12 protein-coding genes and 2 tRNA genes are annotated in these 16,246 nt (G+C 72.8%); 10 read left to right on the top strand and 4 right to left on the bottom strand.

Going from position 1 to position 16,246, the window contains the following annotated elements; translation table 11 throughout:
• Positions 1–51 precede the first annotated feature (51 nt).
• Positions 52–1,041 (bottom strand): bifunctional DNA primase/polymerase, encoded by a 990-nt coding sequence (locus GSY65_RS18045; RefSeq protein WP_159769792.1) that lies wholly within the window; start codon positions 1,039–1,041, stop codon positions 52–54.
• Between the two features lie 350 nt (positions 1,042–1,391).
• On the opposite strand from GSY65_RS18045, the gene GSY65_RS18040 reads away from it, so the two are divergent.
• The 6 genes from GSY65_RS18040 to GSY65_RS18015 all read left to right on the top strand — a co-directional run bounded on the left by GSY65_RS18040 (position 1,392) and on the right by GSY65_RS18015 (position 7,131).
• On the top strand, positions 1,392–1,697 hold the full coding sequence (locus tag GSY65_RS18040; RefSeq protein WP_159769789.1) for a hypothetical protein: 306 nt from the start codon (positions 1,392–1,394) through the stop codon (positions 1,695–1,697).
• A gap of 202 nt (positions 1,698–1,899) precedes the next feature.
• The gene (locus GSY65_RS18035; protein WP_443043233.1) at positions 1,900–2,814 is read left to right on the top strand and encodes a bifunctional MaoC family dehydratase N-terminal/OB-fold nucleic acid binding domain-containing protein; all 915 of its coding nucleotides are present in this window, start codon (positions 1,900–1,902) and stop codon (positions 2,812–2,814) included.
• The gene (locus GSY65_RS18030; RefSeq protein ID WP_159769783.1) at positions 2,811–3,206 is read left to right on the top strand and encodes a MaoC family dehydratase; all 396 of its coding nucleotides are present in this window, start codon (positions 2,811–2,813) and stop codon (positions 3,204–3,206) included. Before GSY65_RS18035 ends, GSY65_RS18030 begins: the two co-directional genes overlap by 4 nt.
• Entirely contained in the window at positions 3,203–4,369 is a 1,167-nt protein-coding gene (locus GSY65_RS18025) for a lipid-transfer protein (RefSeq protein WP_159769780.1), read from the top strand. The genes GSY65_RS18030 and GSY65_RS18025 overlap by 4 nt, the downstream gene beginning before the upstream one ends.
• A 369-nt stretch (positions 4,370–4,738) precedes the next feature.
• Entirely contained in the window at positions 4,739–5,317 is a 579-nt protein-coding gene (locus GSY65_RS18020) for a SigE family RNA polymerase sigma factor (protein ID WP_159769777.1), read from the top strand.
• 155 nt (positions 5,318–5,472) lie between these two features.
• A complete protein-coding gene (locus tag GSY65_RS18015; protein WP_201452580.1) occupies positions 5,473–7,131 on the top strand; it encodes a long-chain fatty acid--CoA ligase in 1,659 nt (552 codons plus the stop codon).
• Between the two features lie 118 nt (positions 7,132–7,249).
• Here the strand turns inward: GSY65_RS18015 and GSY65_RS18010 are convergent, their stop codons facing one another.
• Both GSY65_RS18010 and GSY65_RS18005 read right to left on the bottom strand, forming a co-directional pair.
• The gene (locus GSY65_RS18010) at positions 7,250–12,502 is read right to left on the bottom strand and encodes a hybrid sensor histidine kinase/response regulator (RefSeq protein WP_159769774.1); all 5,253 of its coding nucleotides are present in this window, start codon (positions 12,500–12,502) and stop codon (positions 7,250–7,252) included.
• Positions 12,503–12,881: 379 nt separating this feature from the next.
• On the bottom strand, positions 12,882–13,520 hold the full coding sequence (locus GSY65_RS18005; RefSeq protein ID WP_236580219.1) for an SSI family serine proteinase inhibitor: 639 nt from the start codon (positions 13,518–13,520) through the stop codon (positions 12,882–12,884).
• A gap of 331 nt (positions 13,521–13,851) precedes the next feature.
• Between GSY65_RS18005 and GSY65_RS18000 the strand changes: the two genes are divergently transcribed.
• Both GSY65_RS18000 and GSY65_RS17995 read left to right on the top strand, forming a co-directional pair.
• Positions 13,852–13,942, top strand: a tRNA-Ser gene (locus GSY65_RS18000).
• Between the two features lie 187 nt (positions 13,943–14,129).
• Positions 14,130–14,202: transfer RNA gene (locus tag GSY65_RS17995), tRNA-Arg, on the top strand.
• Between the two features lie 336 nt (positions 14,203–14,538).
• Here the strand turns inward: GSY65_RS17995 and GSY65_RS17990 are convergent.
• Positions 14,539–14,832 (bottom strand): 2TM domain-containing protein, encoded by a 294-nt coding sequence (locus tag GSY65_RS17990; protein WP_159769768.1) that lies wholly within the window; start codon positions 14,830–14,832, stop codon positions 14,539–14,541.
• 287 nt (positions 14,833–15,119) lie between these two features.
• Between GSY65_RS17990 and GSY65_RS17985 the strand changes: the two genes are divergently transcribed.
• Together GSY65_RS17985 and GSY65_RS17980 are read left to right on the top strand one after the other, a co-directional pair.
• Entirely contained in the window at positions 15,120–15,491 is a 372-nt protein-coding gene (locus tag GSY65_RS17985; protein WP_159769765.1) for a hypothetical protein, read from the top strand.
• A 279-nt stretch (positions 15,492–15,770) separates the two neighbouring features.
• Positions 15,771–16,217 carry a hypothetical protein gene (locus tag GSY65_RS17980; RefSeq protein ID WP_159769762.1) on the top strand — a complete coding sequence of 149 codons (447 nt, stop codon included), beginning with the start codon at positions 15,771–15,773 and terminating at the stop codon, positions 16,215–16,217.
• Positions 16,218–16,246: the final 29 nt, after the last annotated feature.

The following is a 16,246-nucleotide window of genomic DNA, read 5'->3' as shown; positions in this document are numbered from 1 at the left end:
GCACGCGGTAGCGCGGACGAGGTCAGTTGCTACGAGGCCCTCCTCACCCCCTCAGCCCTCTCCTAACCCGCTCACCCCCTCCGCCCCCCACCCCCTCCGCCCCGACATCCGTGCCGCCGAAGCCACCGTCGAGCGGGCCTCGCGTTCCGTGAGCCCCGTGTGGATCGCGGCGTCTGTGAGCGCGTCGGCGAGGTCGGGGCCGAGCCCGTTCTCGTAGGCGCGGCAGGCGGCCCAGAACAGGCGGGTGTTGCGTTGCCCTTCGCGGGCGGTGAGGACGAAGTGGATCAATCCGTGGCCGTGGGTTACGCGCCCATGGCCGCGTCCGAGGCCGCGGTCACCGCCCCGGTCGACGCCGGGGTCACGGCCCAGGCCCGGACCCCGGCCCCGTCCGCCGTCGGTGCCTGTGCGCTCTCGCGGAGCCCTTCGCGGCGGCACGAGCAGGCGCAGCAGCGCCGAGGGGCAGGGGGCCGGCGGGAGGTGGGCCGTTCCCGGGGCCGTGCCGTATACGCCGTGGTCCGTGCGGGAGCCGGGGCCGACCAGGTAGCCGCCGGCGCCCCGGATGTCGATGCCGGGGGCGAGACGGCTCGCCGAGTTCGGCACCACCACGTCGGGTGGGCCGGTGAGCCACAGGTGGCGGCCTCCGCTGGGAGTCGTGACCACGACCGTGTCCGGGATCGTGAAGAGGTGGCGCAGGGCCAGTTCGCGGAGGGCCGCGGAGGAGTCCGTGCCGGATTTCGTGTCGAGGTCGACGCCGATCAGATGGTGGGGGTGGAGTCCGCACGCGATGCCGTAGCCGGTGGCCCAGGGAGCGGCGGCGAACAGCGCGCGGACGCGGCGGGGGTCGGTCGAGGCGTCGTACACGCCGTGGCCGAGGCGGCCGCATTCGCCGTGGCAGGGGGCGGGGGTCGGGTCGTTGCGGTGGGGGGAGCGCAGGGCCGGGAGTTTCGAGCGGGACAGGGGGATCACCGCCAGTCCGCGTTCGGCGGCGGAGAGGGCGTGTGCCAGGGCCAGGGTGGTGGCCTGCCGGTCCAGGGTGGCCATGCCTCTATGTTCGTACGTACGTTCGATAAAGGGAAGGGGGTTCGGGCGGGGTTTCGGGTGCGGCCGGCGTCACCTCGCGGGGTGCCGGGGGTCTGCCGCCGCGCTTCGGTCCTTGTCCCGCTTGATCTAGCGGAGGCCGGGCGGTCGTTCCCGTGCTGAGCCTGCGGTTCCTTTGATTCAAGGGGGTTTATCGACAAGTCCTCACGCTTGAGGGGGAATCGGGGCTCCCGGGGTGGTTCGCCGGGTTTCGGTGGGCAACTCTGATGGCGCGACGTCGATGACCAGCACCGGAACGGTCGGCCAACCGCCCGCGTGCGCCTCGTGCTTGGGAAACGTCCAGGAGGACATACATGGCAAGCATCCGTACTGCCCGCGTTCTGGCCGCCGTCTCGGCCCTGCCGCTCGCCGTCGCCCTCTTCGGCGGTGCCGCGGCGGCGGCCAGTGATGTCGGCGCGGACAACGGATCGAACGCGGCCAACGCCGGAATCCTCGGCAGCGGAGTCGGTGGGAACAACAGCGGCAACTCGTCCACCTCGCAGCAGCAGGCCGTCGGCTCCGGCGCCTCGAACCAGAACAACACGGCTCAGGTCAACGGCTCCGGCCTCACGGCCATCGACCAGGGCAACGCCGTCGTCGGCTTCACCGCCATCTGGTGAGGGAACGGGGGCGGCGGGTCCGGGTCTTGTGGCCCAGGGGCCGTCACCCCGGGTGTGGGACACGCTCGTGGGGTGCAGTGCGCCTGTGCGGCGGTACTTCGGTGCCGCCGCGCAGGCGTATTGACAGTTCCCCCGCCTCTTCCTTCAATCTGACGGGTAGTCAGAAATGCGGAGTCAGCATCCCTCCGGAGGGGGCCGTGGCGTGGTGGTCGAGGATCTGTCCGTACGACTCAAGGTCTACGAGGGGCGCCCGGCCGTACGCGGCGGTCTCGGCAAGGACCCCGTCAACTCGCCCATGATCCGGCACTGGTGCGAGGCCATGGGCGACACCAACCCCGCGTACACCGGCCCCGACGCGATCGCGCCGCCCACCATGCTCCAGGTGTGGACGATGGGCGGGCTGAGCGGGCACGAGACGCGTGCGCCGGCGTACGACGAACTCCTCGCGCTCCTCGACGGTGCCGGGTACACCTCCGTCGTCGCCACCGACTGCGAGCAGGAGTACCTGCGGGTGCTGCGTCCCGGGGACGAGGTCAGCTTCGACTCCGTCATCGAGTCGGTGTCGGACCGCAAGACCACCAGGCTCGGCACCGGGTACTTCGTCACCACCCGCACGGACGTCCGCGTCGGCGGCGAACTCGCCGGCACCCATCGCTTCCGGATCCTGAAGTACGCGCCGCGCGCCGCGGCCCCGCCACCGGATCCGGCCCCGCGCCGCCCCCGCCCCGTCGTCAACCGCGACAACGCGGGCTTCTGGGAAGGCGTCGCACGCCACCGCCTCCTCATCCAGCGCTGCACCGGATGCGGCACACTGCGTTTCCCCTGGCTGCCGGGGTGCAACGCCTGCGGCTCGCCCGAGTGGGACACCGTCGAGGCGAGCGGCGCGGGCACCGTCCACTCGTACGTCGTCATGCACCACCCGCCCTTCCCGGCCTTCGATCCCCCCTACGCCGTCGGTCTGATCGAACTCGCCGAGGGCGTACGGATGATCAGCAACGTCATCGGGGTGCCGTACGACAAGGTGCGGATCGGCATGCCCGTACGACTCGCCTTCGTGCGCTACGACGAGGAGCTCGAGCTGCCCGTCTTCCGCGCGGAGGAAGGGGCGCCGGCATGAGGGCCGGGGACGCGCTGCCTCCGCTGCGGATCCCGGTCACGCGGACCCTCGTGGTCGCCGGAGCCATCGCCTCGCGCGACTACCAGGACGTGCACCACGACCCGGAGCTGGCGCGGCGGCGCGGATCACCCGACGTCTTCATGAACATCCTGACGACGAACGGGCTGGTCGGACGGTACGTCACCGACTGCTTCGGCCCGCGGGCCGTCCTGCGCGGGGTCGCCATCCGGCTCGGCGCGCCCAACTACCCCGGCGACACGATGGTGCTGTCGGGCACGGTCGAGGAGATCGACGGGGACACGGCCACCGTGAAGGTCGTCGGGGACAACGGCATCGGCCGTCATGTCACGGGCACGGTCACGGTCACGGTCCCGGCGGAGGGCGTCGTATGAGCGTGCGGGCGAAGGACCGGCTCGGCGGGCGGGCCGCCGTCGTCGGGATCGGGGCGACCGACTTCTCCAAGGACTCGGCCCGCAGTGAGCTGCGGCTGGCCGTGGAGGCGGTGCGGGCCGCGCTGGACGACGCGGGGCTGTCGCCCGGGGACGTGGACGGGATGGTGACGTTCACGATGGACACCAGCCCGGAGATCACCGTCGCGCAGGCCGCCGGCATCGGGGAGCTGTCCTTCTTCTCCCGCGTCCACTACGGCGGTGGCGCGGCGTGCGCGACGGTGCAGCAGGCGGCGCTGGCCGTGGCGGCGGGCGTCGCGGACGTCGTGGTCTGCTACCGCGCGTTCAACGAGCGGTCGGGGCGGCGGTTCGGGGCCGGGGTGCGGCACCGCGAGCCGTCGGCGGAGGGGGCGGCCCTCGGCTGGACCCTGCCGTTCGGGCTGCTCACCCCCGCGTCCTGGGTGGCGATGGCGGCGCAGCGGTACCTCCACACCCACGGGCTGACCCCGGAGGCGTTCGGGCACGTGGCGGTGGTGGACCGCAAGTACGCGGCGACCAACCCGGCGGCGTACTTCCACGGGCGCCCCATCACGCTCGCCGAGCACGCGGCCTCCCGGTGGATCGTCGAGCCGCTGCGGCTGCTGGACTGCTGCCAGGAGACGGACGGTGGCCAGGCCCTCGTCGTGACGTCGGCGGAGCGGGCGCGGGACCTGCCGAACCCGCCCGCGGTGATCGTCGCCGCGGCGCAGGGCGCCGGCCGGGCCCAGGAGCAGATGACCGGCTTCTACGGCGGCGATCTGACCGGACTGCCCGAGATGGGGGTGGTCGCCCGCCAGCTGTGGCGGACCTCCGGGCTCGGGCCGGGCGACATCGACGTGGGCATCCTGTACGACCACTTCACGCCGTTCGTCCTGATGCAGCTGGAGGAGTTCGGGTTCTGCGCGGCCGGGGAGGCGGCCGGTTTCGTCGCGGAGGAACGGCTTCCGCTGAACACGCACGGCGGCCAGCTCGGCGAGGCGTACCTGCACGGTATGAACGGCATCGCGGAGGCGGTACGACAGCTCCGCGGCACCGCGGTCAACCAGATCGCCGGCACGGAACACGTCCTGGTCACCGCGGGCACCGGGGTACCGACCTCGGGCCTGGTGCTGGGCACGGACGGCTGAGGGCCACGGCCTGGGGCCCGGCGCTCGGAACAAGGGGCTCAAGGCTCCGGGCCCGGGGATCCGGGACCGGGCTCGGGGCAAGAGCGCGGGGACCAGCGATCGGGGCTCGGGTCACGGACGGGGTAAGTCGGCGCCCCCGTACCCGTACCCCTCGTTCGGGTGCTCCCCGAACGCCGTTCCGTACACCCCGCCCAGGTGGAGGCCCGTACGTCCCGGGCAGGTGTTCCTCAGGGGTACACCCTCAGTGGATGGGGGCCGTTCATCCACCTCCAGTAGGTGGGGTCCGCCCCACTCCTACAACCTGAGGGGGATTCGTCTTCGGGACCTGCGGCCGATCCGCCGGGGCGGGCCCGCTCCTAGCGTGGAGTCATGACCACACTCGTCTGCACCAGCGCTTCGAACGCCGCTGTACCGGCGACGCGGACCCTGCCGACCCCGCCCCTGGTGACCCTGTCGTACCCGTCGTTCTCGGCGTACGTGAAGGCCCGCCAGCCGCTGCTGCTGCGGGCCGCCCGGTCACTGACGGCGAACCCGAGCGACGCCGAGGACCTGCTGCAGACCGCGCTGGCCAAGACGTACGTCGCCTGGGAGCGGATCGAGGACCACCGGGCGCTCGACGGGTACGTGCGGCGGGCACTGCTGAACACGCGGACGTCGCAGTGGCGCAAGCGCAAGGTGGACGAGTTCGCGTGCGACGAGCTTCCGGAGCCGGACGGCGTCCATGCGGCCGACCCGGCCGAACAGCAGGCGCTGCACGACGCGATGTGGCGGGCGATCATGAAGCTGCCGGCGCGCCAGCGGGCGATGGTGGTCCTCAGGTACTACGAGGATCTGAGCGAGGTGCAGACGGCCGAGGTCCTCGGGGTCTCGGTGGGCACGGTGAAGTCGGCGGTGTCCCGGGCGCTCGGCAAGCTGCGGGAGGACCCGGAGCTGGAACCCGTGCGCTAGCCCGATCGTTGGCCCGGCATGCGGCGGCGAGCGAGCTGCCCAGGTAACTCTGTCTGATCGATCATCTCGGCACCTAGTGACATACCGCGCGGTATGTGAGCAGAATCAGCGCAACCGTTACCACCGCGTAGGCAGAGCCGCCCCGGGAGGACGCCGTGCTGAGCACCATGCAGGACGTACCGCTGTTGATCTCCAGGATCCTGACCCACGGGCAGGTCATCCACGGGACGTCGCAGGTGATCACATGGACCGGCGAGGGGGAACCCGACCGCCGCTCCTACGCCGAGATCGGCGCCCGCACCGCCCAGCTGGCCCACGCGCTGCGCGAGGACCTCGGAATCGAGAGCGACGAGCGGGTCGCGACCCTCATGTGGAACAACGCGGAGCATGTCGAGGCGTACTTCGCCATCCCGTCCATGGGAGCCGTCCTCCACACACTGAACCTGCGTCTGCCTCCCGAGCAGCTGGCCTGGATCGTCAACCACGCCGCCGACCGGGTGATCATCGCCAATGGCTCGCTGCTCCCCCTCCTGGCGCCGCTCCTCCCGCACCTCAAGCCGGTGGAGCACGTCGTGGTGTCCGGCCCCGGCGACCGGTCGCTGCTCGCCGGAGCGAGCGTCCAGGTGCACGAGTACGAGGACCTGATCGCCGGCAAGCCGACCACGTACGACTGGCCCGAGCTGGACGAACGCTCCGCCGCGGCCATGTGCTACACCTCCGGCACCACCGGCGACCCCAAGGGCGTCGTCTACTCCCACCGCTCGATCTACCTGCACTCCATGCAGGTCAACATGGCCCAGTCCATGGGTCTGACGGACGCGGACCTCTCCCTCGTCGTCGTGCCGCAGTTCCATGTGAACGCCTGGGGCCTGCCCCACGCCACGTTCATGACCGGCGTCAACATGCTGATGCCGGACCGGTTCCTGCAGCCCGGCCCCCTCGCCGAGATGATCGAGACGCAGAAGCCGACCCACGCCGCCGCCGTCCCCACCATCTGGCAGGGCCTGCTCGCCGAGCTGAACGCCCGCCCGCGGGAGGTCGCCTCCCTCACCCAGGTCACCATCGGCGGCTCCGCCTGCCCGCCCTCCCTCATGGAGGCGTTCGACAAGCTCGGGATGCGGGTCTGCCACGCCTGGGGCATGACGGAGACGTCTCCGCTGGGCACCATTGCCCGCCCGCCGGCCCATGTCGAGGCGGGCTCGGAGGAGGAGTTCGCGTACCGCCTCACCCAGGGCCGCTTCCCCGCCTCCGTGGAGGCCCGCCTCACCGGCCCCGGCGGCGAGCGGCTCCCCTGGGACGGCGAGTCCGCCGGTGAGCTGGAGGTCCGCGGCCCCTGGATCGCGGGCGCCTACTACGGCGGTCAGGGCGCCGAGCACCTCCGGCCCGAGGACAAGTTCAGCGAGGACGGCTGGCTCAAGACGGGCGACGTCGGCACGATCAGCCCGGACGGCTTCCTCACCCTCACCGACCGCGCCAAGGACGTCATCAAGTCCGGCGGCGAGTGGATCTCCTCGGTGGAGCTGGAGAACGCGCTCATGGCCCACCCGGACGTCGCCGAGGCCGCCGTCGTCGCCGTGCCGGACGAGAAGTGGGGCGAGCGCCCGCTGGCCACCGTCGTCCTGAAGGAAGGCGCCAGCACGGACTTCGCGGCGCTGCGGTCCTTCCTCGCGGAGGACGGCCACATCGCCAAGTGGCAGCTGCCGGAGCGCTGGACGATCATCGAGTCCGTGCCGAAGACGAGCGTCGGCAAGTTCGACAAGAAGGTGCTGCGCAGGCAGTACGCGGACGGTCAGTTGGACGTGACGCAGATCTGAGGCACGTGACGCAGATCTGAGGGGCGCGCCGCCGGATCTGAGGATCTGGCGTTCGGCCAACAGCACTTGGGGCAGTGTTTCACGTGAAACACTGCCCCAAGTGCTGTTGGCGACCGGCTCAGTTCGTGCCGATGCGCGCCAGGAGGTCCACGATGCGGGTCTGGACGTCCGGGCTCGTCGAGCGTTCGGCGAGGAACAGTACGGTCTCCCCCGAGGCCAGGCGCGGGAGTTCGCTCTGGTCGACGGCGGCGGTGTAGACGACGAGCGGGGTGCGGTTCAACTGCCCGTTCGTCCGCAGCCAGTCGATGATCCCGGCCTGGTGACGGTGGACCTGGAGCAGATCCATCACCACGAGGTTGGGCCGCATCTGCGCGGCGAGCGTGACGGCGTCCGCGTCAGACGCGGCCCGCGCGACCTGCATGCCCCGCCGTTCCAGCGTGGCGGTCATGGCGAGTGCGATCTCCGCGTGCTCCTCGATCAGCAGGACGCGCGGCGGATGCTGCTCGGAGTCACGCGGCGCGAGCGCCTTCAGCAGGACGGCCGGGTCGGCTCCGTACGCCGCGTCACGCGTCGCCTGGCCGAGCCCCGCGGTGACGAGCACGGGCACCTCGGCGGCCACCGCGGCCTGGCGCAGCGACTGAAGGGCCGTACGCGTGATGGGACCGGTGAGCGGATCGACGAAGAGGGCAGCCGGATACGCGGCGATCTGCGCGTCGACGTCCTCACGCGAGTTCACGATGACGGGCCGGTAGCCGCGCTCGCTGAGCGCCTGGTGGGTGGGCCCGTCGGGAGCCGGCCACACAAGCAGACGGCGCGGGTTGTCCAACGGCTCCGGCGGCAACTCGTCGTCCATCGGCTGCGGCTGGGGCCGGTCGGGGACCTCCACCGCCCCGCCGGGCCCGTCCAGCGGCTCGGGCCCTTCGTCCGCGTTCTCGTCCGGGGCCCCTATGGCGTACGAGCGCCCGGCCCCGTCGGTGTTGCCCACCAGCCGGGACTGCCCGGCGAGCGAGGGCTGCGGCGGCAGCGGCACCTGCCCGGCGAGCGAGGCGTGCGGCGGCGACGGGACCTGCCCGGCCGGTGAAGGCTGGCCCGGCTGAGCGGGCAGCGGGGTCTGACCGCTGCCGTTGCCCTTGGCCTGCCCCGGCTGCGGATGGGGGCGTGCGGCAGCATCGGTGCGGTCACCCGCGGGCTCGGGCGGCGTACCGAGCTTGCGGCGCCGACCGGAACCGCCGGGCTGGTTCGGGGCCGGCGTGGACCCCGGCTGGGGCTGGCCCTGCGTCTGGGGGACACCCTGGCGGGCGAACGGGACCCCTTGGCCCAGCGTCCGCACGCTGATCGCCCGTCCTTGTGTCGAGTTGGGGTCGAGCGGGGCGACGGGTCCGGCGGCAGGCGCGGCCTCGGCGGGCAGCGGCTGCGCAGCCCGCGGCTGCTGCACGGCACGCTCCGGCGGCAGCGGCGTCCCCGACGACGGTGTCGACTGCGGCGGCAGCGGGGCCTGCGCGCCGGCCACGGGGACGCCCACGCCGGAGGTGTCGTGACCGGGGTCGGGCCAGGACTGCGGTTGCGTCTGCGCCTGCGGCGTGGTCTGCGGCTGTGGCGCGGCCTGGGCGGGCACGGGCTGACCGGCGCCGGGCACGCCCTGGGCGGGCACCGGCTGCGGGGCACCCTGAACACCCGCCACGGCACCCTGCGCGGGCCCGGGCCGGCCGGGCGCGGCCTGCTGGGGGACACCCTGGCCAGGCACGGGCTGGACGCCCGCACCGGGAACACCGACGGGCTGACCGGGGGCGGGGACCGCGGCACCACCGGACAGGCCGGGGGCGGCGGCCTGGGCGGGCACGGGCTGAGCCGGACCGGTGGCACCCTGCGGCGGTACGGCGGCGGTCTGCGGCGTGGCCACGGGAACACCCTGGGCGGGCACGGGCTGCGGAGCGCCCGGCAGACCCTGTGCGGGGATGTGCTGACCGGGAGCCGCCGCCTGCGCGGGGACGGGCTGCGGCGCCGGGACGCCCTGTGCGGGCACCGGCTGGGGCGCGGCGGCGCCCTGCGCGGGCACCGGCTGGCCGGGCACCATCTGCGGAGGGATGCTCTGACCGGGAGGAACGTGGCCGGATACCGGCTGCTGCCGCGCGGCGACCTGGGCCCCGGCGTCACCCTGCTGCCCGCCGGGGCGGACGGCTCGGCGGCGACCGGTCGGCGTAGGGAGGGGGTGCGGCTGGGGCGGGGTGTGGTCGTCCGCCGGGTTGTGCAGCGCGGCGTCATGGCGCCCGTGGTCCGCACCGCCGGCGGGAGCACCCGGTACCTGACCGACCCCGGGGGCCTGCGCGGCATCGGCCACCGGTACGGCACCCTGCGCGGCGGCGGCATCGGGCACCCCGACGCCCTGGACCTGCGGCGGAGCCTGTACCTGACCTTGGACCTGCGGCTGCGCCGCCTCACCCGCCGCCTGCGCCTGAGCGATGGGCTGGGCGAGCCCGGCGGCGGGAACCGCACCGGCGGCAGGTACGGGACCCGCTGCGGGAACGGGGCCGCCGGCAGGAACCGGCCCCCCGGCGGGCACCATGCCCCCGGGCGGCACGGGCCCCGGCATCGGCTGCGCGGACGGGGACGGCACAGGACCCGCTCCCGGCATCGGCTGCCCGGCGGGCAGGGGCCCTGCGGCAGGGAGCGGCCCCCCGCCGGGTACCGCCCCGGTCATCGGCACAGGGCCACCGGCGGGTACGGCTCCACCGTGCGGTACGACGCCTCCCGCGGGCAACGGGACCCCACCCGCGGGTACCGTCCCCCCGGCCACAGCGCCTCCCGGGCCCTCCGCACCCTCGTACGCCTCTGCTCCCGGGCTTCCCGGCACGCCTTGTGCGCCCTGCGCAGGCACCGAAGGCACGGCCACAGCCCCGGCAGGCACACCCGGCACGCCCTGTACACCCGGCGCGCCCGGCGCACCCGGTGCCGCGGGCACCGGCACCGGACCGAGCGCGGGGTTCTGCGCGTACTCGGGTCCGCGGTCGGCCTCGGCCGGCGGCAGCGCGAAGACGGCCCGCCCGGCGGGCTCGGCGGCGGCCCGCTCCTCCGCCTTGGCCAGCGCACGGCGACGGCGCCCGGTGGGCTGGCCCTCGCTGTCACCGGTCGCCGCGTCGGGCGAGGGGGTGGTGGCCGGGCCCGCGGGCAGCGCGGGCGGCAGCGCGTTCTGCGCGGCGGGCTCGTGGCGCGCCCGCCGCCCGTCGGGCACGGGGACGCCCTGCGGCGGCACGGTCCCGCCGAGTCCGGTGGCGGCGGCAGCGGTCCCGGCGGCGTGTTCGGCCGCCATGACGACCGCGCCCTCGGCGGCGACGGCCTCCCCCGCCCCGTCGGCCGCGGCTGCCCGGCCGCGTCGCCGCCCGGTGCCCTCGGCCTCGTCGGCGCCGCCCTGCGCGGGCACGGGCGCCTCGCCGGCGGGGAGCCCGCCCGCGGCGTCGTCGGCGCGGCGTCGTCGGCGCCCGGTGGGAGGCACGGCGGACGCGGCCTCCGCCTCGGGGGTCTCGTCGCTCTCCAGGAACGCGTCCACGGACGACCGCCGCGCCCGACGCCGCCCACCACCGGCTCCACCGGCGGCCTGCTCAGGCAACGACACCTCGGTACCGGCGGCCATGGCACCGGCGTCGGCCGGTGACTCCGCGGGGGGCACGGACCCGTCGAGGGCCACGACCGGCGGCTGCGCGGGAACCGTGCCCGCGCCGCCCCCGAGCGGCACCTCCAGCACGTATGCGCTGCCGCTCATCCCCGGCACCTCGTGCGTCTGCAGCACACCCCCGTGCGCGCGCACGATCCCCTGGACGATCGGCTGGTGCACCGGGTCTCCCCCGGCGTAGGGGCCGCGGACCTCGATCCGTACGACCTCGCCGCGCTGCGCCGCCGCCACGACGACGGTGTTGTCCATGTAGCCGCCGGCCGACATGGGCGCGTTGCCGGTGGCGTCGACGCCGGCGACGTCCGCGATGAGGTGCGCGAGCGCGGTCGCGAGGCGGGCCTGGTCGACCTCGGCCTCGATGGGCGGCGCGTGCACGGCGAACTGCACCCGCCCCGGCCCGACGAGTTCCACGGCGCCGTCGACTCCGGCGGCGACGACCGCGTCGAGCATCACGGTCGTCCGGACGAGGTCGTCCTCTCCGGCGTCGATGCGCTGGTACCCGAGCACGTTGTCGATCAGGGTCGTGATCCGCGAGTACCCGGCGGTGAGGTAGTGGAGGACCTGGTTGGCCTCGGGCCACAGCTGCCCGGCGTCGTCGGCGGCGAGGGTGCCCAGTTCGCTGCGGAGCTGGTCGAGCGGGCCGCGCAGGGAGGTGCCGAGCACGGCGAGCAACTGCTCGTGCCGTGCGGCCAGCGCCTCGTAGCGGTCCTTCTCCCGCTCGCCGAGTGCGGCGTACCGCTCGTCGCCGGCGGCGAGCTCCTCGGCGTGCTTCTCACGCAGCTCGGAGAGTTCGGCGGTGTGCTTCTCGCGCACGCCCTCCAGTTCCTCGGCGTGCTCCTCGGTGAGCTGCTTCAGTTCCTTCGCGTGCCGCTCGGCCTCGGCACTCTTCTCCTCGGCGAGCTGGTCGTAGGGCCGCCGGTCGGTGAACGTCATCACGGCGCCGACGAGCTGGTCCCCGTCGCGCACCGGCGCGGTCGTCAGGTCGACGGACACCTTGTCGCCGCTCTTGGACCACAGGACCTGCCCGCGCACCCGGTGCTTGCGCCCGGACCGCAGAGTGTCGGCGAGCGGGGACTCGCCGTACGGGAAGGGGGAGCCGTCCTCCCGGGAGTGGAGGATGAGCGTGTGCAGCTCGCGCCCGCCGAGATCGCTGGCCCGGTACCCCAGTATCTGGGCGGCGGCCGGGTTCACGAGGACGATCCGCCCGTCGGTGTCCGTCCCCACGACGCCCTCGGCCACGGCCCGCAGGATCATCTCGGTCTGCCGTTGCGAACGCGCGAGTTCGGCCTCGGTGTCGACGGTGCCGGAGAGGTCGCGTACGACCAGCATGAGCAGCTCGTCATTGGCGTATCCGTAACCGTCGTACGCCTGCTGCCCGTTCTCCAGATTCGCGCTTGTGACCTCGACCGGGAACTCGCTGCCGTCGGTCCGGCGGGCGGTCATGCGGGTCGGCTTGGTCCGCCCGGTCGGGTCCATGGTGTCGGGCCGGCGCATCGACCCCGGAATGAGGCGGGAGTCGAACTCGGGGAGGAGGTCCAGCAGCCCGCGCCCCACGAGGGCGGTACCCGGGGTCTCGAAGGCCTCCAGGGCGATGGTGTTCGCGTTGACGACGGTTCCGTTGGCGTTGACCAGCACCAACGCGTCGGGCAGCGCGTCCAGTATGGCTGCGAGGCGAGCAGCGCCTCGGGATGGCCTGCTGCTCACGAGACGCTTCCTCCCTGTTACCGCACCTTGCCGACCGCCTGAGCCATCTTGCCAACCGGCCCGCAACGTGTCACGCGAGGGAGTCTACGGGCAGAGGTTGCGCTCGCGACGCCGGATGAGAGGGAGGTCGCACACCGAACATACGGAGATGCCGTGACCGTGTGTTTTGCCGAGCAACACGCCTTGCGGCACATATGTACGGCGCCCCGCGGCCCCGCTCGCGCTTATGGGCATATGCCGTCGGAGTTATCGGGGAGGGGTCGGGGGTGCGGGGCCGGGCCGGGATCGGGCCGGGATCACGTCGCGAGGAGCGCCGCGACGTGATCGTGAGTGGCGGAGGAAGGCGCGGAGCCGCTGCCCTCGGTCGGAGACGTGGCCGCTACTGACGGAGATCGGGGAGTACGGGAACGAGCGAGTCCCAGCGGGAGATCTCGCAACCGTTGCCGCGGTCGAATCGGGCGTCGACCGGGCGGCCGGCCCAGATCCCGGTGACATGGGCGGTGGCGGGCCCGCCGTAGAGCATCGTGCACTGGGTGCCCGGCGCGACCGGTGCGAAGGGGTCCTTGCCCCAGACGGTCCGCTGGTCCAGCTGCCCGCAGGCGTCCCGGACGTGCGGATGACTGCCCCCGTCGGGATGGCAGCGCAGTTCGAACCGCCCGTCGACCCCGTCGCCCGCACCCCGGACGGTGACGACCAGCCGGTCCTCCGGGCCCACGGGCAGGGGCAACGCCGTACGGGGGAGCGCGTCGCCGATACGGGGCGCCGCGTCGGCGGCGTACGCGACCGGAGCGACCGCGGGCGAGAACGCCCCGGCGGCGACCGCGGCTAGGGAGGCCGCGGCACCGAACAGAAGCCGGCGAGCGGAACGGCCGGGAGCGGCGGTACGAGAGGCACCGGCGGCGAACGGCCGGGCGGGGCGACCGGAGGCCGCGCCACGGGACGCGGCGAAGGCGGAGGCAGTGGGGGCGGCGGCGGTCGCGGTGGACGCCTGCGGCGGTGTGGGGGGAGTGCTCTGCAACATGACCTGACTAACGCCACGCGGGTCCCACGGTTGCGGCGGACGGAGCAGAGGAGGAGGCGAGGGGAGGAGAAGGGGACGGGGAAGAAAGGGGGAGGGAGGAGCGGGGAAGGACCGGGGACGGTGCGCGCGCCACGTCGCCGGACCCGCCCTGCGGATCCCGGACGTCCCTGACGAACCGTTCCCGAACGCTCTCCGACCCGCCACGACGTGCCATACGGCTTTGCCCTGCGGGCTCTCCGCCTAGTACCGTGGGGGGCGATTGGTGACAGCCCACTCGGCTGTGTCATCATCTGCACGCACCACTCGCGCTCGCGCGGGCGGTTGTGCGGGAGGCGTCGCCTAGTCCGGTCTATGGCGCCGCACTGCTAATGCGGTTTGGGTCTTAAAGCCCATCGAGGGTTCAAATCCCTCCGCCTCCGCGCTTGATCACCGAAGCCCCGGTCCACACGACCGGGGCTTCGTCGTTCCCGGAGTGCCCGCCGAGTCGTTTCCGCAGGTCACAAGGGGTGCGGCAAACGGATTTCACATGGCGACGGCAGTCATGTAATGTTCTTCCTGTCGCCGGGAGCGGGCCGAAAGGGCCGGGACCGACGAAAAACAGAACAAGCACTCGTAGCTTAACGGATAGAGCATCTGACTACGGATCAGAAGGTTGCAGGTTCGAATCCTGCCGAGTGCACACAGGTCAAAGCCCCCTCGGGATCATCCCCGAGGGGGCTTTGTCGTCGGCCGTTGACATCGACGCGGCTGGAACGGCTTGTCACCCTCAGGGGATCCCCGACACGATCGGAGGCTGAGCGTTCCGGTGGGGTCAGGGCGTCGGCCCGATCGGGGGTTCCGTGCTCGTGGTGAAGACCAGGTCGTGCGCGTACTGCGAGAGGTCACCGGTAGCCTGCCGATCCCGGGTCGGCCGGGTGCGACGGCGCTTCTGCGGTGAGCCGCAGTGATGTGAGGCGGAACCAGGGCGAGGCAAGGAGCCGTCGGATCGATCTCGTCTCCCTTCCAAGCTCGGCCCTCAACGCATGTTCCGCAGCTCTCGATCGATGTCCTCCTCGGTGATGGGCCGCCGGAAGTAGGCCTGCCACGCGTCGAGAAGCAGGAACACACCCCATCCGCCGAGGACCCAGCCCGGCCAGAAGTACCCGGCTCCGGTCAGTGCCCACACCACGATCAAGAAGGTGTTGATCACGACGTAGGCCACGAAGTCGGCTCTGAGTTTGCGCTTCCTCTCAAGCCGTTTGTGGGCCCATTCCCTTTCCGGCGTCGCCTGCGGGCTGGGGGATTCTTCAGGACCGAAGGGACCCACCATGAGCGCCACCTCCTCGGTCGCGGTGGGCTGGCGTCCTCCCATGATCCCCCGGACCGGCTGGGTGCGCCGCTCGATGCGGCGCCGTTCGCCGTTCAGGCGAGGGCGAACGACGGGCCAGGTCCACGGTCAGGCGCCCGTGAACGCACACGGACGACCCCGGACGAGAGCAACAGCCAGGATCCGTGAACCGGTGTGACGAGCGGCCCGAGTCCCGTCCGCCGCCCTGCCGCCCCGTCGCTCCGGCCGGCTGGGTGGCGCGGGTCAGGCGTCGAACGGACCCGGGGAACATGGAAGACGTACTGGCCTACGTCGCCGCGGGCCTGGTCGGGCTGTGGGGTGTGTCGCACGCGGTACCGACACGGGCCGTCGTCGCCGGATTCGGTGAGATCTCCGCGGACAGCCGTCGGGTGCTGGTCCAGGAGTGGCTGGCCGAGGCGGTGACCATGTGGTCCTTCGCTGCGCTGGCGATCGTTGTCACCGCGGTCGGCGGCGGAACGTCCATCGCTGCTGCGGCCTACCGTGTCACCGCTGGAGCGCTGCTCGCCCTCGCGGTGCTGACGACTCTCACCGGCGCTCGCACGAGCGTCGTCTGGTTCAAGCTCTGTCCGGTACTGCTGACCGGCTCGGCCGTGCTGTTGCTGGTTGCCGGCCCCGCCTGAACCGAGGTTCCGCAGGAGACCGGAACGACCGCGGCAGACCATGGCCGGGGCATGCTGCGGGAGCCGTTCCCGCAAACTCGCCTGCCTTTCGACAACCGGCTCCCGTGGCGGACCGGCGTTCCGGGGCGGAACGACAGGAGATCGGCCACGAGAGGGCTACGCGGGTGCCGCGCAGCTGTCGTGGCCCTGTTCGGGCTACACCGCGCAGACGTCCAGGCCGTAGCGGACGAGGGCTTGTGCGGCCGAATGCTTGGGGCGAAAACGGGCATTCCGGAATGCATGGATGCTCACGACGACACCCCCGACCGTGCCCACCAGCGGCCCGAGGGCCTCAGCGACACGACGGTGGAGGCGCTCGGGGCGCTCTCCAAGGCCCTGGAGATGACCGAGCGGGCACGCGGTCGCCTCTACGACTTCCATCAGCTGACCGGTGGTGCTGATCTCGAACTGGACCGGGCCGTGCGCCTCTTGCGGGAGGCCGGGCACCCGGAGTGGGCGGAGAAGGTGCGGACCGAGATCCTCGGGCGCAACGTCATCCCCGGGCACTGGACGTTCCAGATCGTCGAGGCATACAACGACACCTACTACGAGCCGTTCAAGGTCCTGGAGAAGAGCGCCGTCGGCGAGCTGGCCGAAGGGCGGGACCACCTCTACGAGGCGGAGATGAAAGAGGCACGCCGTACGGCCGGGCACCCTGCCCATACCGCCAGGCCCGACAGTCTGTGAGTGGAGTGGAGTGGAGTGGGTTCCGGGTG

The sequence above is a fragment of the Streptomyces sp. HM190 genome (assembly GCF_009857135.1).
GTDB lineage: Bacteria > Actinomycetota > Actinomycetes > Streptomycetales > Streptomycetaceae > Streptomyces > Streptomyces heilongjiangensis.
The sequence above is the reverse complement of the archived record's forward strand: the minus strand, read 5'-3'. Positions and strand labels throughout refer to the sequence as shown.

Bases quoted from the DNA above. Each gene is read 5' to 3' on its own strand.
- GSY65_RS17985 (WP_159769765.1), top strand. From the start codon at position 15,120: ATGGAAGACGTACTGGCCTACGTCGCCGCGGGCCTGGTCGGGCTGTGG.
- GSY65_RS17980 (WP_159769762.1), top strand. From the start codon at position 15,771: ATGGATGCTCACGACGACACCCCCGACCGTGCCCACCAGCGGCCCGAG.
- GSY65_RS18045 (WP_159769792.1), bottom strand. From the start codon at position 1,041: ATGGCCACCCTGGACCGGCAGGCCACCACCCTGGCCCTGGCACACGCC.
- GSY65_RS18025 (WP_159769780.1), top strand. From the start codon at position 3,203: ATGAGCGTGCGGGCGAAGGACCGGCTCGGCGGGCGGGCCGCCGTCGTC.
- GSY65_RS18040 (WP_159769789.1), top strand. From the start codon at position 1,392: ATGGCAAGCATCCGTACTGCCCGCGTTCTGGCCGCCGTCTCGGCCCTG.
- GSY65_RS18020 (WP_159769777.1), top strand. From the start codon at position 4,739: ATGACCACACTCGTCTGCACCAGCGCTTCGAACGCCGCTGTACCGGCG.
- GSY65_RS17990 (WP_159769768.1), bottom strand. From the start codon at position 14,832: ATGGTGGGTCCCTTCGGTCCTGAAGAATCCCCCAGCCCGCAGGCGACG.
- GSY65_RS18030 (WP_159769783.1), top strand. From the start codon at position 2,811: ATGAGGGCCGGGGACGCGCTGCCTCCGCTGCGGATCCCGGTCACGCGG.